We start from the raw sequence: 22860 nt of genomic DNA, 5'->3' as shown, positions 1-22860 counted from the left end.
CTATACGCGCCTGTTGGCGGGGTATCGCCCGAATTCGATTTTGAACCGATCGGTCCAATACCTGCTACGGTGCTGCCATGGCACGCCCGAGGATGTTCGACGAGGCGCGCGCCCTGGACGCCGCGATGCACCTGTTCTGGGAGAAGGGCTACGAAGCCACCTCCACCCAGGATCTGTGCGAGGCGACCGGCCTGGGCCGCAGCAGTATCTACAACACCTTCGCGAGCAAACACGCGCTGTTCCTGCGGGCGCTCGCGCGCTACACCGAGATGACCACGAGCGGTCAGCTCGCACTCCTGGAGGACGAGACCCTCTCGCCCGTCGACCGCCTGAAGGGCGTCATGGCGTCGGTCGTCGAGATGGAGGAGACCCATCGGCGGGCGGGCATCGGCATCGGCTGCCTCGGTGTCAACAGCACGGTCGAACTCTCCGGTCGCGACCCCCAGGCCGCCGCGCTCCTCGGGCGGGACCAGGAGCGCCGGCTCGCGGCGCTCGCCGCGACCATCGCCGCCGGTCAGAGTGTCGGCGTGCTCTCGCGGGACCGCCGCGCCGACGAGCTCGCGCGGTTCTTCAACGCCGCCGTCGCCGGGATGCGCGTCTCCGCGCAGAACGGCGCCGACCGCGCCGTCATCGAGTCCATCGCCGCCATCGCGCTGGACGCCCTGACCGTCTGAGCTGCCGCCCGCCAGGCCCTCTTCGTGGTCGAACGCCCCGTCGTGGCTGCGCGCGCCCTCACCCGTCCTGCTCATCGCCTACGGCGCCGCCACGGTGATCGGCAACACGGTCGTCGGCCGCCTCGCGGACCGTCGCACCGTCGGCGTGCAGGTGGCCGGTCTCGCCCTCAACGTCCTGTTCCTGACCGGCTTCGCCCTGCTGGCCGATGTCGGTGCGGCCGCCGTGGTCCTCATGACGGGTATCGGTCTGGTGGGTGTCACCATGAACCCGGCCATGGTGACCCGCGTCCAGCGGGCGGGCAACGCGGGACCGCTCGTGAACACCGTGCACTCCTCGTTCATCACCCTCGGCGTCATCATCGGTTCCTCCTTCGGAGGGATACTCGTCGGCGCGTACGGGCTGCGCTCGCCGCTCTGGCTGGGCGCCGTGCTGGCCGTCCTCGGACTGGTGTCGCTCCTGCCCGAGTCGGGACGCCGTCGCGCCTCGGTAGAGGTCTAGACCATTATTCCTTTCCGAGGTCCTGGCCTGGCCCTTCCCCGGGGCGTAACGTGACGCCGCATGAGCGTCGTCGTCACCGCACGTGAGGGGACAGGGGTTTCGTGAAGATCCTGATCAGCGCCGACATGGAAGGCGCCACCGGCGTCACCTGGCCCGGCGACGTCCTCCCCGGGACACCCCAGTGGGAACGGTGCCGGTCCATGTTCACCTCGGACGTCAACGCGGCGGTCCTCGGATTCTTCGACGGCGGCGCCGACCAGGTGCTGATCAACGAGGCCCACTGGAGCATGCGGAACCTGCTGCTCGAACAGCTCGACGAGCGGGCCGAGATGATCACCGGGCGGCACAAGACCCTCTCCATGGTCGAAGGGGTGCAGCACGGGGACGTCGACGGCATCGCGTTCGTCGGCTACCACACCGGCGCCGGAACCGAAGGCGTCCTCGCGCACACCTACCTCGCCAACTCCATCACCGGCGTGTGGCTCGACGGCGAGCGGGCGAGCGAGGGACTGCTGAACGCCCATGTCGTCGCGGAGTACGGCGTGCCCGTCGTCCTCGTCACCGGCGACGACCTCACCTGCGACGACGCCCTCGGATACGCGCCCGAGGCACGCAAGGTCGCCGTCAAGGACTACGTCTCGCGGTACGCGGCGGTGTGCCGGACGCCGAAGCGTACGGCGAGCGAGATCCGGGCCGCCGCCAAGTCCGCGGCCGCCCTCGCCGTACGGCACGAGCCGGTGCGGGGTGGACCGTTCACCGTGGAGCTGGAGTTCGACGCCGAGCATCTGTCCGGCTCCGCCACCGTCGTGCCCGGCGTGGCGCGGAACGGTGAGCGCCGGGTCGCGTACACCAGCGGCACGATGTACGAGTGCATTCGCACGTTCAAGGCGGTCACCACGATCGTCTCCGCGGCGGTGGAGGAGCAGTATGGCTGAGCAGGGCCGAGAGCCGGACGCCACGGCACTCGACGAGGTGGTGACCTTCACCTCCGAACTCATCCGCATCGACACCACCAACCGCGGCGGCGGCGACTGCCGCGAGCGGCCCGCCGCCGAGTACGTCGCCGAACGCCTCGCCGCCGCCGGCCTGGAACCCACCCTGCTGGAACGGACCCCCGGCCGCACCAACGTGGTGGCGCGCATCGAGGGCACCGACCCCTCCGCCGACGCGCTGCTCGTCCACGGCCACCTCGACGTCGTCCCGGCGGAGCCCGCCGACTGGGCCGTGCACCCCTTCTCCGGAGAGGTCCGCGACGGCGTGGTCTGGGGGCGCGGCGCCGTCGACATGAAGAACATGGACGCGATGGTTCTCGCCGTCGTCCGCTCCTGGGCCCGCCAGGGGATCCGGCCGCGCCGCGACATCGTCCTCGCCTACACCGCCGACGAGGAGGCGAGCGCCGAGGACGGCTCGGGCTTCCTCGCCGACGAACACCCCGGGCTCTTCGAGGGCTGCACCGAAGGCATCAGCGAATCCGGGGCGTTCAGCTTCCACCCGACCCCGGGCATGACCCTCTACCCGATCGCCGCCGGCGAACGCGGCACCGCCTGGGTCAAACTCACGGCACACGGCCGGGCCGGACACGGCTCGAAGGTGAACACGGCCAACGCCGTCACCCGCCTCGCCGGAGCCGTCGCCCGCATCGGCGCCCACCCCTGGCCCGTCCGCCTGACCTCGACCGTACGGGCCGCGCTCACCGAACTCGCCGCGCTGTACGGCATCGAGACCGACGTCGACGCGGCCGGCTCCGACGTCGATCTGCTGCTGGAGAAGCTGGGCCCGGCCGCGGCGCTGGTGGAACCGACGGTCCGCAACAGCGCCAACCCGACGATGCTGGACGCGGGTTACAAGGTCAACGTGATTCCCGGGAACGCCGTCGCCTATGTCGACGGCCGGATGCTGCCGGGCGGCGAGGCGGAGTTCACCGAGACCATGGACCGCCTCACCGGACCGGACGTCGAGTGGGAGTTCCACCACCGCGAGGTCCCCCTGGAAGCCCCCGTCGACTCACCCACCTTCGCCCGACTGCGCGCCGCCGTGGAGCACTTCGACCCGGAAGGCCACGTCGTCCCGTTCGCCATGTCCGGCGGCACCGACGCCAAGCAGTTCTCCCGGCTCGGCATCACCGGCTACGGCTTCTCCCCGCTGAAGCTGCCCCCCGACCTGGACTACGCGGCGCTGTTCCACGGAGTCGACGAGCGCGTTCCCGTCGACGCCCTGCACTTCGGCGTCCGCGTCCTCGACCACTACCTGAAGTCCGCGTAAGGGGAGTCGAGATGGTACCGACAGGCGCCTACGGCACCTGGCCCTCCCCGATCGACGCGGCGCTCGCCGCCCGGCACGACGGGCGCCCCGAGTACGTCGGCGTCGTCGGCGACGAGGTGTGGTGGACGGCGCCACGGCCCACCGAGGGCGGTCGGCGTGCGCTCGTCCGCCGACGCGCCGACGGCACCGAGGAGTCGGTGCTCCCCGCCCCGTGGAACGTCCGCAGCAGGGTCGTCGAGTACGGCGGACAGCCCTGGGCGGCCCTGGCCCGCGCGGACGACGGACCGCTCGTGGTGTTCAGCCACTTCCCCGACCAGCGTCTCTACGCATACGCACCCGACGCCGCTCCCGGAGCCGAGCCACGGCCCCTCACCCCCGTCTCCACCGTCGGCGGCGGACTGCGCTGGGCCGACCCGGTGATCCACCCCGATCGCGGCGAAGTCTGGTGCGTCCTGGAGGAGTTCACCGGACCCGCGCCCACCGACGTACGCCGCGTCCTCGCCGCCGTCCCCCTCGACGGCTCCGCGACCGAGGACCGCGGCGCCGTACGCGAACTCTCCGACGGACGCCACCGGTTCGTCACCGGCCCCCGGCTCTCCCCGGACGGACGACAGGCCGCCTGGATCGGCTGGGACCACCCACGGATGCCCTGGGACGGCACCGAGGTACTCGTCGCCGGGATCACGGACGACGGCACCCTCCACGGCGCGCGGACCGTCGCCGGCGGGCCGGAGGAATCGGTGCCGCAGGTCGGCTGGACCGCCGACGGACAGCTCCTGTACGCCGGCGACCGCAGCGGCTGGTGGAACCTCTACCGGCCCGCGGAGGGCGGCGACGGCGAGCCGGTCGCCCTCTGCCCGCGCCCCGAGGAGTTCGGCGGACCGCTGTGGAAGATCGGCCTCAGCTGGTTCCACCCGCTGGAGAACGGCCTCGTCGCCGTCATCCACGGCAAGGGCGCCACCGCTCTCGGGATACTCGACCCCGAGAGCGGCGAACTCGTCGACGCCGCGGGCCCCTGGACCGAGTGGGCCGCCACCCTCGCCGTGCACGGCAGCAGGGTCGTCGGCGTCGCCGCCAGCCCACGCAGCGCCTACGAGGTCGTGGAGCTGGACACCGGTACCGGCCGGGCCCGCGTCATCGGAGCGGCCCACGACGACCCCGTCGACCCGGCGTACTACCCCGAACCCCAGATCCGCACCTTCACCGGCCCCGACGACCGCGAGATCCACGCCCACGTCTACCCGCCGCACAACCCCGACCGGATCGCCCCCGACCTGGAGCTGCCGCCCTACGTGGTCTGGGCGCACGGCGGGCCGACCGGGCACGCTCCGCTCGTCCTCGACCTGGAGATCGCCTACTTCACCTCCCGGGGCATCGGCGTCGCCGAGGTCAACTACGGCGGGTCCACCGGCTACGGACGGGAGTACCGCGAGCGGCTGCGCGAACAGTGGGGCGTCGTCGACGTCGAGGACTGCGCTGCCGTCGCCGAGGCGCTCGCCGCCGAGGGGACCGCCGATCCGGCGCGGCTGGCGATCCGGGGCGGCAGCGCCGGCGGCTGGACCACCGCCGCCTCGCTCGTCACCTCCGAGGTGTACGCCTGCGGCACGATTATCTACCCCATCCTCGATCTGCTCGGCTGGGCCACCGACGAGACCCACGACTTCGAATCCCAGTACCTGGAGTCGCTCATCGGCCCGCTCGCCGAGGTGCCCGCCCGTTACCGGGAACGCTCGCCGCTCGACCACGTCGAGCGGATCTCCGCGCCCTTCCTGCTGCTCCAGGGCCTCGACGACGTGATCTGCCCGCCCGCGCAGGCCGAACGGTTCCTGGGACGGATGGCGGGACGCGGGGTCCCGCACGCGTACATCGCCTTCGAGGGCGAGAGCCACGGCTTCCGCCGCGCCGAGACGATGATCCGCGCGCTCGAGGCCGAACTCTCCCTGTACGCCCAGACCTTCGGCATCCCCCGACCCGACGTCCCCGTCCTGGAGCTGAAGAAGTGACCGTCACTCCACCGACCCGGCCCCGGCGCCTCCGTCCGGGCTCACGGGTCGCCGTCGTCGCCCCCAGCGGACCGATCCCCGAGGAGCGGCTCGCGGCCGGGCTCGACCTGCTGCGCGGCTGGGAACTGGAGCCCGTCGTCGCACCCCATGTCCTGGACACACACCGCGAGTTGGGGTACCTCGCCGGTGCGGACGAGAACCGCGCCCGGGATCTCCAGGAGGCCTGGTGCGATCCCACGGTCTCCGCCGTGATCTGTGCGCGCGGCGGCTACGGCGTCCAGCGGATGGTGGACCTGATCGACTGGTCGGCGATACGGGCCGCGGGGCCCAAGGTGTTCGTCGGCTACAGCGATGTCACCGCCCTGCACGAGGCGTTCGCCGTCCGCGCGGGGCTCGCGACGCTCCACGGACCGATGGTCGCGGCGGCCGCCTTCCTCAAGGACCCCCGCACCCAGGAGTCCCTGCGCTCCACCCTCTTCGAGCCCGAGTCCGTGCGGACCCTCGGCCTGGACACCGCCAGGGCCATGATCCCGGGCCGGGCGCACGGCGTCACCCTCGGCGGCTGTGTGAGCCTCCTCGCCGCCGACCTCGCCACCCCGCACGCCCGTCCCTCGGCCCGCGGGGGCCTGCTGCTCCTGGAGGACGTGGGCGAGGAGCCGTACCGGCTGGACCGCATCCTCACCCAACTGCTGCGCTCCGGTTGGCTGGACGGCGTCGCGGGCATCGGCCTCGGCTCGTGGGAGGAGTGCGGCCCCTACGAGGAGGTCCGGGCGGTCCTCGCCGACCGGCTCGGCGGCCTCGGAGTCCCGGTGGTCGAGGAGATGGGCTTCGGTCACAGCGAGACGGCGCTGACCTTCCCCCTCGGCGTGCCGGGCGTCCTGGACGCGGAGGCGGGGACACTGACGATGGACGTGCCGGCGCTGCGGTGAGCCGGCCTCGCCGGGCGCGCCTGCATGCAGGGGTGCTTCCCGACCTTCACTGAATCTCCGTCAACAACCCCTGTCAGACGCGTTGACGGAGATCTGACACGTGTCACACGATGAGCCCGGATCGATACTTACCAGTCGGTATCCTCAGCGTGGAGGCCCCGTGTCCGTGTCCCGTGCGCTACCGCTGTCCCGCAAGCTCCTTGCTCTGGCCACGAGTTCGGCGCTGGCCGTACCCCTCGCACTCGCCGGTCCGGCGAGTGCGGCCGAATCGGGCCCGTACACCGTCACCCCGCTGACCTTCACGGTCGAGGCGGGCGGCCGCAGTTGCGTCGTCGACGCCGATCTCTACCGGCCCGCCGGGGTGGACGCCCAGCATCCGGCGCCCGCCGTGCTCGCCACCAACGGGTTCGGCGGGAGCAAGGCGGACGGGTCCACCGACGCCATCGGCAAGGCGTTCGCCGCCCGGGGCTACGTCGGGCTCGTCTACTCCGGGCTCGGCTTCGGGAAGTCCGGCTGTCTGATCTCCCTCGACGACCCCCGCATCGACGGACAGGCCGCCACCCGGCTCGTCGACTTCCTCGGCGGCACCCGGGCCGCCGACGACGGCACCCGCGCCGACTTCGTCGTCAAGGACGGCGCCGGCGACCCGCGCGTCGGCATGGTCGGCGGCTCCTACGGAGGCGCCATCCAGCTCGCCACCGCCTCCGTCGACCCCCGGCTCGACGCGCTCGTCCCTCTCATCACCTGGAACGACCTCGCCTACTCCCTCGCCCCGAACGGCGCCGACCGCGCGACCCCCGGTGTCTTCAAATGGCAGTGGGCCAACGGCTTCTATCTGATGGGGGAGGGGCAGCCCCTGCTCGTTCCCTCCCTCGACCCTTCCCGGATCAACCGCCTCGGCTGTCTGCACTTCGTCACCGACGCCTGCGACACCGTCCGGCTGCTCAACTCCGGCCGCTACCGTGACGCGGACACCAAGAAGATGCTCGACTTCGCCCGGAGCGTCTCCCCGGTCTCGTACCTCGACCGCGTCAAGGCGCCCACGTTGATCGTCCAGGGTCAGGCCGACAGTCTCTTCAACCTCAACGAGGCCCAGGACACCTACGAGCGGCTCCAGGCACGGGGCGTCGAGACCAAGATGATCTGGCAGTCGTGGGGACACAGCGGCGGGCAGGCACCGGGTGAACTCGACCTCGGCCAGGGCAATCTGGAGAGCAGCTACGTCGGACAGCGCGTCCTCGCCTGGTTCGACCGCTATCTGCGGGGCAACGGCAGGGCCGACACCGGCGCCGAGTTCGCCTACTACCGCTCCTGGGCGAGTGGCTACGGCACCGCTGCCCGGGTCCCCGCACTCAGCCGGAAGCTCTACCTCTCCGGGGACGGAAAGCTCGTCGACAACCGGGCCGAGGTCGCCCGTGGTGCGCGTGAGTACAGCAACTGGCTGATCCCCACGAGCCATTCGGAGTCCTCGCTCACCGGACTCGTCGGCCTGCCCGACCCCCGGCCGTACGACATCAAGGGCACGTATCTCGGCTGGACCAGTGCCCCGCTGACCGCCCCCGTCGACGTCGTCGGCTCGCCGAAGGCCACGCTGCGGGTCGTCTCCCCGAAGACCGAGCGCGTCCAGGACTCCGGTGACGCCGCCGACAAGCTCGTGCTCTTCGCCAAGGTCTACGACATCGCCCCGGACGGAACGAAGACCCTGGTCAACCGGCTCGTGGCGCCGGTACGGGTACCGGACGCGACCCGCCCCTTCACGGTGGAGCTGCCGGGCATCGTGCACCGCTACGAGACGGGTCACCGGCTCGAATTCGTGATCGCCGCCAGTGACGACGCGTACTCCGGGAACCGGGGCATCAAGCCGGTGACCGTCACCGCCGCACCCGAGGACACCGGCACCCTGGAGCTGCCCGTTGTCAAGGGCCAGGTGGGGTAGCAGCCATAAGGGTGGATTCACGCGACCTTCGGTCGTTCTTTACCTGTTCTTTTCCCACTCTGCGGGCAGCGGGACGGAGACTGTGCCACCGCCTTCGCGCCGTGACGTCGGCGCGGGGCAGCTCCCCACTCGCAGAAGGACCGAAGGCCCCGTGCCACTTCCCGTTGTGCTGTCCGGCCGCACCGTACGGCTGGAACCCCTCGCACCACAGCACGCCGCCGCGATCGCCGCGGCCGGCTCCGAGGACCGTACGACGTACGCGTTCACGCCCGTCCCCCACAATCTGGACGCGGCGGAGATCTATCTCGAACGTGCCCTGGCCGAACAGGCCGCGGGCCGGGCGCTTCCCTTCGCCGTCGTCAGTACCGCAGACGGTCAGGTGGTGGGCGCGACGAGGTTTCTCGAGCTCGACTACTGGCAGGGGCCGCTGGTCTGGCCCTCCGTGCCCGGGATGCCGTACGGCGATCCGGCCACCGCGGTGCCGGACGCCGCGGAGATCGGCAACACCTGGCTCGCGCCGCAGGCCCAGGGCACCGGGATCAACACCGAGGCCAAGCTGCTGATGCTCCGGCACGCCTTCGAGGTGTGGGGCGTACGGCGCGTCTCGATGCGTGCCGACGCCCGGAACCTGCGGTCGCGGGCCGCCATCGAACGCCTCGGAGCGACCTGCGAAGGGGTCCGGCGGGCGCATTCGCGCGGGCTCGACGGAGCCGTGCGCAGCACCGCCTTCTACTCGATCCTCGACGAGGAGTGGCCGGCCGTCCGGGCGGTCATCGAGGCCAGGATCGACCGCGGGCCGCGGCTCGACGGCGCGACCCGGCCGGACGGTGCGGCTCGGCCGGCCGGACCGCCCGTGCTCGACGGTGCGGCTCGGCTCGACGCGGTGGCGCCGCGCGGCCCGCTCGTACCGGCGTAGGAGCGGGCCGGCCCAGGGGCGTCGCGGGGCCCAGAGCGTCCCGGCCCTGGGGCGTCGCGCCCAGGGCCGGCGCGGCACGGCGGACGGCCCCGCCCGGTCGACCATGACCGTGCGGGGCCGCTGCGTACACCCGGCGCGCTACAGCGCGGCGTACCCCGGGCGCACGACCTCGTCGATCAGCCGCTGCCGCTCCGGCAGCGCCAGGAACGCGGCGTCGAGCGCGGCGACGGTGAACTCCTCGAAGACCTCCGGGCCGTAGCCGAAGGCGTCCGCCATGTGCTGGAACTCCTCGCTCATGGTGGTGCCGGAGACCAGCCGGTTGTCCGTGTTCAGCGTGATGCGAAAGCCGAGGCGGCGCAGCTCGTCGATGGGGTGCGAGGCGTAGTCCTTGGCCGCACCGGTCTGGAGGTTGGAGGTCGGGCAGACCTCCAGGGCGATCCGGTTGTCGCGGACATACGCGGCCAGGTGGCCGAGCGTGCCGTCCTCGGCGATGTCGTCCGTGATCCGCACGCCGTGGCCGATCCGCTCGGCGCCGCAGACCTGCACGGCCTCGTGGATCGACTCCGCGCCGACGGCCTCGCCCGCGTGAATCGTGAAGTGGCAGTTGTGCCGCTTGAGGTGCTGGAAGGCGGGGAGGTGGCGGGCCGGCGGGTTGCCGATCTCGCCGCCGGCGATGTCGAAACCGGCCACGCCCTCCTCGCGGTGGGCGACCGTGAGCTGCGCGATCTCCAGGGAACGGTCGGTGTGGCGCATTCCGGTGAGGAGGGCGCGGACCGTGATCCGGCCGCCGGTGCGGCGTTCGCCCTCGCGGAAGCCGTCGTTCACGGCCTCGACGACCTCGTCGAGGCTCAGCCCGGCCTCCAGGTGCTGCTCGGGGGCGTAGCGGATCTCGGCGTAGACGACCCCGTCCGCGGCCAGGTCCTCGGCGCACTCGGCCGCGATGCGGTGCAGCGCCTCGCGGGTCTGCATCACCGCGCAGGTGTGGGCGAAGGTCTCCAGGTACCGCTCCAGCGAACCGGAGTCGGCGGCGTCCCGGAACCAGACCGCGAGCGCGGCCGGGTCCTCGGTCGGCAGCGCGGTGTAGCCGCACTCCCGGGCCAGTTCGACGATGGTGGCGGGGCGCAGGCCGCCGTCCAGGTGGTCGTGGAGGACGGCCTTCGGCGCGCGGCGGATCCACTCGGCGACGGGCGTGGCGGCCGGGGTGCTGAGCGGGGCGGCAGGGTTGTCAGACAAGTGCATGGCGCGGAAGTGTACGCCACGACGGCGGCACGACGCTGTGACGGTGATCGCCCGCCTGGTTCCGGAGGGGCGCCCGCTCAGTTCGACTGGAGGACCGGGAGCGCCGGGGCGCCCGTCGGAAGCATGTGCTTGGCCGCGAGGACGGGGGTGTCCCCGACCCGTACGACCTGGGTGACCAGGACCGCCGGGGTGTCGGCGGGGCGGCCGAGCTGCTCCCCCCGGCGCTGGCCGAGCAGTGTCGCGGTCACACTGCTGTGCGCCCCCAGCGGCACTCCGCGCGAGGCCCCGGTGAGCACCGCCAGCATCGAGGTCCGCTCAGGTGCCGACTGGCCGCGCAGCGCTTCCGCGAAGGCCGGGTGGGCCCGGTCCAGTACGTCGTCGGCCGCCGCCCACTCCTGGCTGAGTGCCGCCGCCGCGCCCTCTCCGGCCAGCAGGGACTCCCAGAAGCGCAGCTCAGCCCGGGCCGGTGCGAGCAGGTGCTGGGTGGTGAAGTCGGTCGGCTCCTCGACCGCCCGCAGCAGCGCCCGTACCCGCAGCGGGGCGCCCGCGCCGATCAGCTCCTCCAGGGGCTGGATGTGCTCGAAGCCGCGTCGGGGCGGGTGGTCGTTGACGGTCCGGCCGACCCCGCGCCGTACGGACAGCAGGCCGTCCTCCTGGAGCAGCAGCAGTGCCTCGCGCAGGGCGGGGCGGCTCACCCCCAGCTCGCCGGCGAGCTTGGGCTCGGAGGGGAGGGTCGAGCCCGGGGGATAGGTGCCGTCGTGGATGGCGTCCGCGATCCGCTCGTAGAGCACCACGACCGGTCGCCGCTGCTGTCCGCTGACTGCCACTGCCCCTCCTCCTGCTTGTCGGCAAGTGAACGGTATCCGGAATCACAGGTCAAAGGGACTTGACGCGTGACGCGCGTAGAACTCACTCTGTCTGGGCGCTGCTTGTCAGACAAGCAAAGTTCATCGTCATGACATCCACGGCAAAGGGGCCCACATGTCAGCAACATCCGACCTCAAGGGCCGTGGGCCCATGCTGCTGGCGATGGTGCTCGCCGTCCTCGGCTACCAGATCAACGCCACCATGCTCAGCCCCGCGCTGCCGGATGTCATCGAGCGCCTCGGCACCACCACGGCCGCCGCCGGTCTCTCCCAGACCCTCTTCTTCCTGATGGCGGCCATCGGTCAGGTCACCCTCGCCCGTCTCAGCGACCAGCGCGGCCGCAAGCCGATGATGATCGTCTGCGCCTTCGTCCTGATCGCCGGCAACCTGCTCTGCGTCTTCGCGCCGAACATCGAGATCTTCATCGCCGGCCGCGTCCTCCAGGGCATCTCCGCCGCGATGTTCACCCTCGCCTTCCTCACCCTCAACCAGCTGCTGACCCCGGCCGGCTTCGGCAAGGCCGCGGGCATCATCACCGCCGTCAACGGCGGCCTCGCAGGTGTCGACGCCATCGCCGGCGGCCAGATCGCCGACACCATCGGCTTCCGCGGCATCTTCGTCTGCTCCACCCTGATCGCCGTCGCGGGCCTGATCGGCGTACGCACATACGTCCCCGACGTCCCGGCGACCGCGGTCGACGGCCGCTTCGACTCCCGCGGCATCGCCGCCCTCGCGCTCGGCCTCACCGGCATCCTGGTCGGCCTCGCCCAGGGTGCCGCCTGGGGCTGGACCTCCGTCCTCACCCTCGGCTTCCTGCTCGGCGGCCTCGCCTCGCTCGTCTTCTTCGTCGTCTCGCAGAAGACCGCGGCCAACCCGGTCATCGACATCGAGGTGCTCGCCTCGCGCCGCGCCTGGCCGCTGCTGCTCACCACGGTCTGCACCCTGGGCGGTGCCTTCGGCGCCATCGCGCTCACGATCCCGCTCTTCTCGCAGGACGCCAGGGTCGGCCTCGGCCTCTCCGCCGTCACCGCAGCCGTCCTCTTCCTCACCCCGATCCAGCTGATCGGCGTGATCTCCGCCCCGCTGACCGGCCGGCTCGGTCCGAAGATCGGCTGGCGGACCATCGTCGTCACCGGCGCGGTCGCCAACTTCGCGATCTTCCTCTTCGCGACGTTCTTCCTGCACAACGAGTGGATCCTGGTCGCCTCGCTCGCGGCACTCGGCGTCACGTACGGCGGATTCATGCTGACCGGCCTCAACGGTCTCGCCGTCACCACCGCCCCGAAGGACAAGCCCGGCTCGCTCTCCGGCCTCAACGGCGCGTGCTTCGGCATCGGGGCCTCGCTCGGTATCGCCCTGGCCTCCGCGATGATCACGGCGGGCAGTGACGCGGGCGGCCCCACCGAGGCGGGCTACCAGCACGCGATGTACACGGCGCTCGCGCTGCTCGGCATCGGCGTCCTCACGGCCTTCCTCATCCAGCGACCGGACCCGGCCGAAGCGCCCGCCGAAGCACCGCAGCCGGTACTCGCCCACCACTGACCGGGCCACCCACCACCGACCGGGCCCCCGGGCGAGGCCGCACCCTCACCCGTACGGCCCCTCCCACCGCCCCCGTGCGGACCGGATCCCCTCATCCTGGTCCCACGGGGGCGGACGCGTACGAGGAGGAGAGGTCCGGGGATGAGGCCCAAGGAGACGTCGAGCACGGGCCGGCCCCGCCGCACCGGGCCCCTCACGATCGGCCGGATCGCCACCGGCGCCGTCCTCGCGCTCGCGGTGGTGGCCTTCACGACGGGGGAGGAGGCGGTGGCCGAGGAGGACGCCCCGCCGATGCCCGGCCTCCTCGGCAAGGGGCTGTGGCAGGTCTTCACTGCGCTCGACCATCGCACCCGCATCGACGTCCATGATGTCGGCGGCACCGACCGGAGGGTGCTCTGGCCCTCGAACTGGACGGTGTGCACCCAGCATCCGGCCGAGGGCGTGGCGCTCGACGGCGGCACCACGGTCGTGATCGGTGTGGTGAGGAAGGGCGAGACCTGTCCCCGGAAGGTCCGCTCGGCCCGCCGCTGACCGGCCGCCCGCTGAAGGAGGCGGGCCGCGGTGGGAGGTCAGCGCTTGTAGTTGATCTTCATGGTGTCCATGTCCGTGACGGACGCCCTGAGTTCACCGTGAACGTGCCCGAGCTCCTTCAGAGCCGTCTCCACCCGGTCCTCGGCGATCGCCGCCGCCATCTCCTCGCCGTCCGCCGCGTCCGAGACCACGATCAGCCGGTACGAGAAGTGCTTCAGCGTCCTGTCGTAGGCGAGCGAGCCCTCGGCGGTGAACCTCATCGCCGACATCCCGTGCGCGTCGACCTCGGCGAGCAGCCGCGCCCGGCCCTCCTCCGACAGACCCTCGAACGTGCCGCGCACGATCACCCGGTAGGTGTGCTGGGTGCTCATTCCCCTGGTCCTCACGTTGTTCACCGAAGTCGATTGAAGATCCAGACTACGGCGGCGAGGATGAGGCGCATGCGGAATATCGTGGCCCTCGACGCCCCGTCCAACCTCGGCCTGCGTCCACCGGCCCCCGGCACCGTTCCCGGCTGCTACAAGCTCGCCGGCGCCCTGCGCGAGAACCGGATCGTGCAGAGACTCGGTGCGCTCGAGGGCGGCGTGGTCGTCCCGCCGCGCTACGACCGGGGCGACTGGCAGGAGGGCGACGGAGTCTTCAACGCGGCCGCCCTCGCCACGTACACCCGAACGCTCGCGGACCGGATCGAGGGGCACGTACGGGCCGGGGACTTCCCGCTCGTCCTCGGCGGCGACTGCTCCATCCAGCTCGGCGCCTCGCTCGCCCTGCGCCGCCTCGGCCGCTACGGGCTCGCCGCGATCGACGCCTCCCCGGACTTCCGCCACACCGGCAACTCCGATCGGGTGGGCGCCGCCGGCGGCGAGGAACTGGCCCTCGCCACCGGCCGGGGCCAGCGGGACCTCACCGACCTGGAGGGCCTCGGGCCCTACCTCCGCGAGGAGGACGCCCGGCTCTTCGGCATCCGCGACGCCTACCACGACGATCCCGAACTCGTCGATCTGCGCGCCCTGAAGGTGCCCGTCGTCACCGTCTCCGACCTGCGCGCCTGGGACCCGGCCGAGCTCGCCGCCGCCACGGTGACCGCCTTCGAGACCCCGGCCCTCGACGGCTTCTGGGTCCACCTCGACGCCGACGTCCTCGACCCGTCCGTGATGCCGGCCGTCGACAGCCCCGACCCCGACGGACTGCTTCCCGACGAACTGGTGCCGCTGCTGGGCACCTTGGTCCGCTCCGAACGCTGCGTGGGGCTCAACGTCACGATCTACGACCCCGATCTCGACCCGGACGGCACCGCCGGAGCGCTGCTCACGGACCTTGTGGTGGCCGCGCTGACCGAAGCCTGACGAGCGGCGCCCCTGGTCAGGAGCGAGCCCGACGTGTTCCATGGTCGACATGACGACCGTACGACGTGCCGTACTGACCCTGCCCGCAGCGCCGTTGGGCCCGGACAACCCGTTGCCCGCCCTGCGGAACCCCGGCGCGGCGCACGAGGCCGACGGCCTCGACGCACGCGTCAGGGAGGGCCTGCCGCGCGACATGGCACGCCAGTTGGGGTACGCACCGCTGCGCAGCCTGCTGCCCGTCCCGGTCCGCGACGGCTACGGACGCGAACGCACCCCCACCGCCCTCGACGCGATCGTCATCGAGAACGACCGGCTGCGGGCGACCGTGCTCCCGGGCCTCGGCGGCCGCGTCCACTCCCTGCACCACAAGCCCACCGGACGCGAACTGGTGCACCGCAACCCGGTGTTCCAGCCCGCCGCCTTCGCCCTCAACGGCGCCTGGTTCGCCGGTGGCATCGAATGGAACATCGGCGCCACCGGCCACACCACGCTCTCCTGCTCCCCGGTCCACGCCGCGATCGTCCCGGCCCCCGACGGCGGCGAGATGCTCCGGCTGTGGGAGTGGGAGCGGCTGCGCGACCTGCCCTTCCAGGTCGACCTGTGGCTGCCCGAGGACTCCGACTTCCTCCACGTCGGCGTCCGCATCCGCAACCCGCACGAGCGGACCGTCCCGGTCTACTGGTGGTCCAACACCGCCGTCCCCGAGGACCGCCGGGTCCTCGCCCCCGCCGACGAGGCCTGGCTCCACGGCTACGAGAACGGCCTGCGCCGCGTCCCCGTCCCGGTCACCCAGGACGAGACGGGCACGGCGGCGGACCGCACGTACCCACTGCGCAGCACCCTTCCCGCCGACTACTTCTACGACATTCCCGAGGAACGACGGCGCTGGATCGCAGCCCTCGACGAGACCGGCACGGGACTCGTCCAGACGTCCACGGACCTGCTGCGCGGGCGCAAGCTCTTCCTCTGGGGCTCGGCCCGGGGAGGACGGCGCTGGCAGGAGTGGCTCACCGAACCCGGTGCGCCCGGCTACGCCGAGATCCAGGCCGGACTCGCCCGCACCCAGCTGGAGCATCTGAAGCTGGAGGGCGGCACGGAGTTCAGCTGGCTGGAGACGTACGGGCCCCTGTCCGCCGAGCCCGCGGTGGTGCACGGCGAGGACTGGGCGGCGGCCCGCGCGGTCGTGGAGGGGCGCCTGGAGGAGGCCCTGCCGCGCGCCGCCGTCGATGCCGCGTACGAGGCGTGGCGTGACGGCGCGGCCGACGCCGAACCGGTGACCGTCCTCGCGGCGGGCTCGGGCTGGGGCGCGCTGGAGGTGCTCGCCGGAGGGCACGAGCTGCCGGGGACCCCGTTCCCCGCTTCGACCCTGGGCGAGGAGCAGAATCCCTGGCTGGAGCTGCTCCGCACCGGAGTCCTGCCGCCTCGCGAGGACGGGGCCGCCCCTGGGCCGTCGCTGGTCGCGGCCCACTGGCGCGACATGCTGGAGACCGCGCCCGCGGAACCGCTCACCGAGTACCACCTCGGGATCGCGCAGTGGCATGCGGGCGACCTGGCCCAGGCGGCGCGCAGCTGGGAGCGTGGACTCCAACAGGCGGGTGTGTGCTGGCCGTTGCTGTACTGCCTGGCGGTCGCCGACGAGGAGGGCGGCCACCCGGAGCGGGCGGCCGAGCGCTTCGTCGAGGCCTTCGGCACACTGCCCGGCGACGTGGACCCCGTGGTGACCGCGGCACTGGGCCGCGAGGCCGTCACCGCGCTCCTGGCCGTCGGCCGAGTGGCTCCGGCCCGTGCGCTCTGGGAGCGCCTGCCGGCCCTGGTCCGCGCACGCGGCGCGTTCCGCTTCGTCGAGGCCCGTCTCCTGCTCGCCGAGGGCAGGAAGCCCGAGGCCCGCGCCGTCTTCGACGCGGGCTTCGAAGTGCCCGACCTGCGGGAGGGTGCCGAGATCCTGGGCGACGTGTGGTCGGCCGTGACCGACGAACCGCTCCCGGACTCCTACGAGTTCCGGATGCGTCCCTGAGGCGTCCCGTGGGACCCCCGGGCCGTCTCAGGCGGTCCGGCGGTCCACGTACTCGAAGACCGATCCGTCCGGGTGGACCGCGATCAGATTGCGGCCCACCGGGGTCGGGACCGGGCCGGCCAGAATCTTGGCGCCGGCCTCCGTCAGCGAGGTGAACGCCGCGTCCACATCCTGGACGGAGATGGTCGCGGCGACCTTCCGCAGAACCTCCAGCTCCGACTCGGGTCCACTCATCAGCAGGAAGCAGCCGATGGCCGCGACCGAGACCCCGCCGCGGTCGAAGCGCAGGGCCGAAGCGCCGGTGAGACGCTCGTAGAACTCCACCGCCGGCTCGAGATCGTCGACGCAGACACGTAGCGTGGTTCCCAGAATCTCCATGCGAACGAGCCTAGTTGAGGTTCAGGAGACGCGGCAGAGGATCTCCCCGTGGGGGACCATGAACCAGGCGTCCTCCTGCCGGCCCCACTCCCGCCACGCCTCGGAGACGTCGGCCAGCACGTCGGGCGTCGTGTGGCCGCCGTCCACCGCCAGCTTCGCGTACACGGACTCCGTCGTCCGGTCCGCCCACAGGCCGCTCCACCACGCCCGCTCGTCCGGCGTCGCGAAGCACCACGCGGCGGCCGTCGTCGTCACGTCCGTGAACCCCGCCCGCCGCGCCCAGGCGAACAGCCGCCGCCCGGCGTCGGGTTCGCCGCCGTTGGCCCGGGCGACCCGTCGGTACAGCTCCTGCCACGCCTTCATGGCCGGCGGCTCCGGGTACCACGCGAAGGACCCGTAGTCGCTGTCCCGGGCGGCGACCACACCCCCCGGGCGACAGACCCGCCGCATCTCGCGCAGCGCGCGCACCGGGTCGCCGACGTGCTGCAGCACCTGGTGGGCGTGGACGACATCGAAGGAGTCGTCCGGGAAGTCCAGGTCGTGGACGTCGGCGACCGTGAACTCCACGTTCTCCAGGCCCCGTTCGGCGGCCGTGGCCCGCGCCTTCTCCAGGACGTCCTCGGCCGCGTCCACCGCGGTCACCCGACCGGGGGCCACCAGAGCGGCCAGGTCGGCGGTGATGGTGCCGGGTCCGCAGCCCACGTCCAGGACGTCCATGCCGGGGCGCAGCTCGGGGATCAGATAGGCCGCGGAGTTGGCGGCGGTGCGCCAGCTGTGCGAGCGCAGCACCGACTCGTGGTGCCCATGGGTGTAGACGGCGGTCTCGTGCGGCGCGGTGTGCTCCGAGGCATGGGTCATGACCGGACTCCCTCGTCTGGGTGGGTACGGCCACGGTACGCGCTCGCGCCGCATGGTGAGATGTCAATCTCGCCATGTGGGCATCGCGTTGAGGGGAATCGCGGGCCCCGCACCCCGCCACGCGGCGCGGATCGCGGGGCATACGCCCCGCCGCCCTGGGTACGCGCATCGGTGGACCCCGTCCGGCCGCCGCGCAGGGTCGTGGAGGAAGGATCGTGATGCGGTACGAAACGATGTCCTCGCTCGCCCGGCAGCTCCGCGTGGATGCCGTACGCGCCGCCGACGCGGCCGGCTCCGGGCATCCGACGTCCTCCATGTCGGCCGCCGAGATCGGCGCCGTGCTCCTCGCCCGGCACCTGCGGTACGACTTCGACCGCCCGGACCACCCGGGCAACGACCGGCTCGTCCTCTCCAAGGGACACGCCTCGCCCCTGCTGTACGCCATGTACCGGGCCGCGGGCGTCGTCGGCGAGAGCGAGCTGCTCACCTTCCGCGGCAAGGGAAGCCTCCTCGAAGGCCACCCCACACCCCGGCTGCCCTGGGTCGACGTGGCCACCGGCTCACTGGGCCAGGGCCTGCCCATCGGGGTCGGGATGGCACTGGCCGGGAAGTTCCTCGACCGCGTCCCGTACCAGGTATGGGTCGTCAGCGGTGACAGCGAGATGGCCGAGGGGTCCGTCTGGGAGGCCGTGGAGCACGCCGCGTACTGCCGACTGGACAACCTCACCCTGATCGTCGACGTCAACCGGCTCGGCCAGCGCGGCCCCACCCGCCACCAGCACGACCTGGGCGCCTACGCCGCCCGCCTCGAAGCCTTCGGCTGGCACACCCTGCGGATCGACGGCCACGACGTCGAAGCCGTGGACGCGGCCCTTCGCGAGGCGCGCGCGACCGTCCGCCGGCCCACCGCGATCCTCGCCGCCACCCGCAAGGGCCGGGGCGTGGCCGCCGTGGAGAACCGCGAGGGGATGCACGGCAAACCGCTCCCGGATGCCGAGGCCGCCATCGCCGAACTGGGCGGCCCGAGCGATCTGCGGGTCCAGGTGACCGAGCCGCCCGCCGCCCTGGTGCCCCGTCCGGCCGCAGACGGCGCGCTGCGGCTCCCGAGGTACACCAGGGGCGAGAAGGTCGCCACCCGCGACGCGTACGGGCACGCCCTCGCCGCCCTCGGCGAGGTCCGCGGCGACATCGTCGCGCTCGACGGCGAGGTCGGCGACTCCACCCGTACCGAGTACTTCGCGAAGGCCCATCCCGAACGCTACTTCGAGTGCTGGATCGCCGAGCAGCAGCTCGTCGGTGCCGCCGTCGGGCTCCAGGCGCGCGGCTACGTCCCGTACGCCTCGACCTTCGCCGCGTTCCTCACCCGCGCCTACGACTTCGTCCGGATGGCGGCCGTGAGCCGGGCCGGGATCAACCTCGTCGGTTCGCACGCCGGGGTCTCCATCGGCCAGGACGGGCCCAGCCAGATGGGCCTGGAGGATCTGGCGATGCTGCGTGCCGTGCACGGCAGCACCGTGCTCTACCCCTGCGACGCCAACCAGACGGCGAAGCTCGTGGTGGCCATGGCCGGCCTCGAGGGCGTCCGCTACCTGCGTACCACCCGCGGCGGCACCCCCGTCGTGTACGGGCCCGAGGAGGAGTTCCCGGTCGGCGGGAGCAAGGTGCTCCGCAGCCACGGCGAGGACGACCGGGCGACCGTCGTCGCGGCCGGGGTGACCGTCCACGAGGCGATCGAGGCGGCCGACCGGCTCGCGGAGCACGGCCTGCCGATCCGGGTGATCGACCTCTACTCGGTCAAGCCGGTGGACACCGCGACCCTCGACCAGGCGGCAGGGACGACCGGTTGCGTCCTCACGGTGGAGGACCACCATCCCGAGGGAGGGCTCGGCGACGCCGTCGCCGAGGCGTACGCCAACGGGCACGGCGGGATGCCTCGGCTGGCACGACTCGCCGTACGCTCCATGCCCCTCTCCGCGACCCCGGAGGAACAGCTCCACGAGGCCGGCATCGACGCGGACGCGATCGTCTCGGCGGTCGAACTGATGCTGGAGCGCGTGCTGGTGCGCTAGACCGACGGACCTGACGGTCCCTCATATGACGAACCCGTGAACAGACCGTTCCGAAGGCATTTGCCCACCTAGCATCGGGCCCGCCGCCACCTTCGTCGTACCCCTGCGCGCCGCCGCCGTGCCCCCGCACGCCGTCGTACCCCTGCACGCCGTCGTACCCCGCCCTCCGCCGCACCCCGCTCCCGCATCCGCCGTCGCACCCGAGGAGAAACGTGCCCCACGTGTCCGTGCCGGACCGCCGGTCCCTGCTGAAGGTACTCGCCGCCGCTCCCGCGGCCTCCATGCTCGGCGGCCCGGCCGCCGCGGCCCCCGCGACGGCAGCCTCCGGGCCGGGCATCGTCAAACAGCTGCCGCCCGAGCTGTTCACGATCCGCGGGACCAACGCCGAGTCCCGCTTCGACTCCTTCGCGAACACCGGCCTCCTCACCCCCACGGACCGCTTCTTCGTCCGCAACCACACCTCCACCCCCGTCCTCGACGCCGCCACCTGGCGGCTCACCCTCTGGGGAGACGGACTGCACGGCCGTGGCCCCGTCCACTTCACCTACGGGCAGCTGCGGGACCTCCCCTCCGTCACCCGGACGGCCCTGGTCGAGTGCGCCGGAAACGGCCGCAGCCTCTACGCCACCCAGCAGGGCGAGACCGTCAGCGGCACCGCGTGGACCCTCGGCGCGGTCGGCGCCGCCCGCTGGCGCGGGGCCCGCCTCTCCGACGTGCTGCGCCGCGCCGGGATCGCCGCGGACGCCGTGGACGTACAGCCGAGCGGCCTCGACGACGAGTACGTCACCGGGGGCGTGAACCTCGGCCGGGTCCGCCGGCCGCTGCCGGTGGCCAAGGCACTCGACGACGTGATCCTCGCGTACGAGATGAACGGCGAGCCCCTTCCGTACGACCACGGTTACCCGGTCCGCCTCGTCGTGCCGTCCTGGGTCGGCATCGCCTCCATCAAATGGCTCGGCGACATCCAGGTCTCCACCACCCCGCTCTCCTCGCCCTGGTCCACCGACTACTACCGGCTCTTCGGTGCCGCACATCCCCCCGGCGGCAGCGCGCCGATCACCCGCCAGACCCTCAAGTCCGGGTACGAGCTCCCCTTCGGCGCCACGCTGGAGGCCGGCCGCGTCCACCACCTCACGGGCCGCGCCTGGTCCGCACACGCACCCGTGCGCAGGGTGGAGGTCTCGACCGACGGCGGCGCCCTCTGGCGCCCCGCCCGGCTCCTCGACGCCCCCCGGCGCGACGGCTGGGTCCGCTGGACCGTGCCGTGGCGCCCGCGCCGCACCGGCCCGGCGACCCTGCTCTCCCGCACCACCGACGCGGCAGGGAACGTCCAGCCCGAGCGGGCCGTCCACAACACCCAGGGCTACCTCTTCAACGCGGTGGTGCGACACCCGGTCGCCGTCGTCTGAGGCGGCGAACCGACCCGAACCTTCGTATAAAGGGCACTGTGGGCGCCGTGCGGGCGCGACCCGGTGCTTCAGGAGGTGCGGGAGATGAGGCGGACGGCTCCGGAAGGCCGCGGACCGGTGCGCTACGGCCCTCCGGCCCCGGAACCGGGTCTGCCCGTGCTCCCCGGACTCGCCGCGATCCTCGCCGCCGCCGCCGACCGCACCGCCGTCGAACCGCCCGGCGGCGGGCCCGTGCTCCGCGAGGCCGCGAGCGGATACTGGTGGCGGCGAGGCCTGCGCACCCACGGCGAGGACGTGGTCGCGGCCCCGGGCGCGCAGCCCCTGCTGCTCGCCCTGATCGCCGCCCACGGCGGCGATGTGCTGATGCCCCGGCCCTGCCCCGCCTGGTGGACCCCGCAGGCCCGCCTCCTGGGCCGTCCCGCCTACCACGTGCCCACCCCGGCCGAGTGCGGCGGCGTCCCCGACCCGTTCGCCCTGCTCGAAACCGTCCGGCGGGTCCGCGCCGAGGGCGGCCACCCCCGCCTGCTGCTGCTCTCCGTCGCCGACGACCCCACCGCCACCGTCGCCCCGCCCGAGCTGGTCCGTGAGGCGTGCGAGGCGGCCGTCGCCGAGGGGCTGCACATCATCAGCGACGAGACCTGGCGCGACACGCTGCACCGGCGCCACGACACCGTCCTCCTCAGCCCCGCCGAGATGTGCCCGGACGACGTGACCGTCCTGTACGACCTGGCCGGCGCCCTCGCCCCGGCCGCCTGGCCCTGCGCCGTGGCCCGCTTCCCGCCCACCGACCCCTCACGGGGCGACCGCTACACCGACCCCCGCGCCCGTACCCTCGACATCCTCACCGCACTCGGCGCCTTCGTCGCGGGCCCGGTCGCCCCCGCCGCCGCGCACGCCCTCGACGAGCCGGAGGACGTCACCGTACGCGCCGCCCTCTCCGCCACCCTCCACGCGCGCGTGGCCACCGCCGTGCACCGGGCGGTCCTCACCGCCGGCGCCCTGGCCCGGCCCCCGCAGGCCGGCCGTCACCTCTACGCCGACCTGGGGCCGCTCCGGGCGGGGCTCTCCGCCCGAGGCGTCACCGACTCCATGGAGCTGGAGAACCACCTCAGCGAGCGGCTCGGCACACCGGTCCCCGGCGGTCACCGCTTCGGCGACGAACTCGGCGCCCTGCGTGTGCGGTTCGACACCGGCGCGTTCCTGGGAACGACCGACGAGGAGCGGATGGAGTCCCTCGCATCGGCGGACCCGGTGGAATTGCCGCATGTGGCCCACGCGTTGAGCGCCTTCGGAGCAGCGCTGGAGGAACTCCGGTGACGGCGGGCGTATTTCGCACCCCTGTACGCCCGTAACGCGTCCTCGACGAACTGCGCAGAACGGAGCTCGCA

General features: G+C 72.6%; 19 protein-coding genes and 1 pseudogene. 15 read left to right on the top strand and 5 right to left on the bottom strand.

What is annotated here, in order from left to right; all coding sequences use genetic code 11:
• Positions 1-77 precede the first annotated feature (77 nt).
• From ACFC0D_RS02610 to ACFC0D_RS02575, 8 genes and pseudogenes are all read left to right on the top strand, one after another.
• Positions 78-674 (top strand): TetR/AcrR family transcriptional regulator, encoded by a 597-nt coding sequence (locus tag ACFC0D_RS02610; RefSeq protein ID WP_376430631.1) that lies wholly within the window; start codon positions 78-80, stop codon positions 672-674.
• Between the two features lie 61 nt (positions 675-735).
• Positions 736-1173 (top strand): annotated as a pseudogene (locus ACFC0D_RS02605) (MFS transporter); the annotation flags it as partial.
• Between the two features lie 101 nt (positions 1174-1274).
• Positions 1275-2108: a M55 family metallopeptidase gene (locus tag ACFC0D_RS02600; protein WP_376430630.1), complete on the top strand. Its 834-nt coding sequence runs from the start codon at positions 1275-1277 to the stop codon at positions 2106-2108.
• Positions 2101-3435: a M20/M25/M40 family metallo-hydrolase gene (locus ACFC0D_RS02595; RefSeq protein ID WP_376430629.1), complete on the top strand. Its 1335-nt coding sequence runs from the start codon at positions 2101-2103 to the stop codon at positions 3433-3435. The genes ACFC0D_RS02600 and ACFC0D_RS02595 overlap by 8 nt, the downstream gene beginning before the upstream one ends.
• A gap of 11 nt (positions 3436-3446) precedes the next feature.
• A complete protein-coding gene (locus tag ACFC0D_RS02590) occupies positions 3447-5438 on the top strand; it encodes a prolyl oligopeptidase family serine peptidase (protein ID WP_376430628.1) in 1992 nt (663 codons plus the stop codon).
• Positions 5435-6367, top strand: coding sequence for an LD-carboxypeptidase (locus tag ACFC0D_RS02585; protein ID WP_376430627.1), 933 nt, complete (start codon positions 5435-5437; stop codon positions 6365-6367). Before ACFC0D_RS02590 ends, ACFC0D_RS02585 begins: the two co-directional genes overlap by 4 nt.
• 166 nt (positions 6368-6533) lie before the next feature.
• Positions 6534-8303: a CocE/NonD family hydrolase gene (locus ACFC0D_RS02580; protein WP_376430713.1), complete on the top strand. Its 1770-nt coding sequence runs from the start codon at positions 6534-6536 to the stop codon at positions 8301-8303.
• A 151-nt stretch (positions 8304-8454) separates the two neighbouring features.
• Positions 8455-9219 carry a GNAT family N-acetyltransferase gene (locus tag ACFC0D_RS02575; protein ID WP_376430626.1) on the top strand — a complete coding sequence of 255 codons (765 nt, stop codon included), beginning with the start codon at positions 8455-8457 and terminating at the stop codon, positions 9217-9219.
• Between the two features lie 138 nt (positions 9220-9357).
• Here the strand turns inward: ACFC0D_RS02575 and ACFC0D_RS02570 are convergent, their stop codons facing one another.
• Positions 9358-10458 (bottom strand): adenosine deaminase, encoded by a 1101-nt coding sequence (locus ACFC0D_RS02570; protein ID WP_376430625.1) that lies wholly within the window; start codon positions 10456-10458, stop codon positions 9358-9360.
• A gap of 77 nt (positions 10459-10535) precedes the next feature.
• Complete coding sequence (locus ACFC0D_RS02565) at positions 10536-11285, bottom strand: GntR family transcriptional regulator (protein WP_376430624.1); 750 nt, start codon at positions 11283-11285, stop codon at positions 10536-10538.
• Positions 11286-11439: 154 nt separating this feature from the next.
• Here ACFC0D_RS02565 and ACFC0D_RS02560 point away from each other — a divergent pair, with 154 nt between their 5' ends.
• Both ACFC0D_RS02560 and ACFC0D_RS02555 read left to right on the top strand, forming a co-directional pair.
• On the top strand, positions 11440-12867 hold the full coding sequence (locus tag ACFC0D_RS02560; protein ID WP_376430623.1) for an MFS transporter: 1428 nt from the start codon (positions 11440-11442) through the stop codon (positions 12865-12867).
• 141 nt (positions 12868-13008) lie between these two features.
• Complete coding sequence (locus ACFC0D_RS02555; RefSeq protein WP_376430622.1) at positions 13009-13398, top strand: hypothetical protein; 390 nt, start codon at positions 13009-13011, stop codon at positions 13396-13398.
• 38 nt (positions 13399-13436) lie between these two features.
• Here the strand turns inward: ACFC0D_RS02555 and ACFC0D_RS02550 are convergent, their stop codons facing one another.
• Positions 13437-13769 carry a DUF6204 family protein gene (locus tag ACFC0D_RS02550; RefSeq protein WP_376430621.1) on the bottom strand — a complete coding sequence of 111 codons (333 nt, stop codon included), beginning with the start codon at positions 13767-13769 and terminating at the stop codon, positions 13437-13439.
• Positions 13770-13838: 69 nt separating this feature from the next.
• Between ACFC0D_RS02550 and ACFC0D_RS02545 the strand changes: the two genes are divergently transcribed.
• Positions 13839-14744 (top strand): arginase family protein, encoded by a 906-nt coding sequence (locus tag ACFC0D_RS02545; protein WP_376430620.1) that lies wholly within the window; start codon positions 13839-13841, stop codon positions 14742-14744.
• Between the two features lie 40 nt (positions 14745-14784).
• Positions 14785-16758 (top strand): DUF5107 domain-containing protein, encoded by a 1974-nt coding sequence (locus ACFC0D_RS02540; RefSeq protein WP_376430619.1) that lies wholly within the window; start codon positions 14785-14787, stop codon positions 16756-16758.
• Positions 16759-16785: 27 nt separating this feature from the next.
• On the opposite strand, the gene ACFC0D_RS02535 is transcribed toward ACFC0D_RS02540, so the two are convergent.
• Complete coding sequence (locus ACFC0D_RS02535; protein WP_376430618.1) at positions 16786-17136, bottom strand: VOC family protein; 351 nt, start codon at positions 17134-17136, stop codon at positions 16786-16788.
• A 21-nt stretch (positions 17137-17157) separates the two neighbouring features.
• A complete protein-coding gene (locus ACFC0D_RS02530) occupies positions 17158-17994 on the bottom strand; it encodes a methyltransferase domain-containing protein (protein WP_376430617.1) in 837 nt (278 codons plus the stop codon).
• Positions 17995-18212: 218 nt separating this feature from the next.
• Here ACFC0D_RS02530 and ACFC0D_RS02525 point away from each other — a divergent pair, with 218 nt between their 5' ends.
• From ACFC0D_RS02525 to ACFC0D_RS02515, 3 genes are all read left to right on the top strand, one after another.
• Positions 18213-20063 (top strand): transketolase, encoded by a 1851-nt coding sequence (locus tag ACFC0D_RS02525; RefSeq protein WP_376430616.1) that lies wholly within the window; start codon positions 18213-18215, stop codon positions 20061-20063.
• Between the two features lie 212 nt (positions 20064-20275).
• A complete protein-coding gene (locus tag ACFC0D_RS02520) occupies positions 20276-21472 on the top strand; it encodes a sulfite oxidase (protein ID WP_376430615.1) in 1197 nt (398 codons plus the stop codon).
• Positions 21473-21556: 84 nt separating this feature from the next.
• The gene (locus ACFC0D_RS02515) at positions 21557-22789 is read left to right on the top strand and encodes an aminotransferase class I/II-fold pyridoxal phosphate-dependent enzyme (protein WP_376430614.1); all 1233 of its coding nucleotides are present in this window, start codon (positions 21557-21559) and stop codon (positions 22787-22789) included.
• Positions 22790-22860: the final 71 nt, after the last annotated feature.

The sequence above is a fragment of the Streptomyces sp. NPDC056222 genome, from assembly GCF_042264065.1.
Classification (GTDB): domain Bacteria; phylum Actinomycetota; class Actinomycetes; order Streptomycetales; family Streptomycetaceae; genus Streptomyces.
This window is presented reverse-complemented; position numbering and strand designations above follow the sequence as displayed.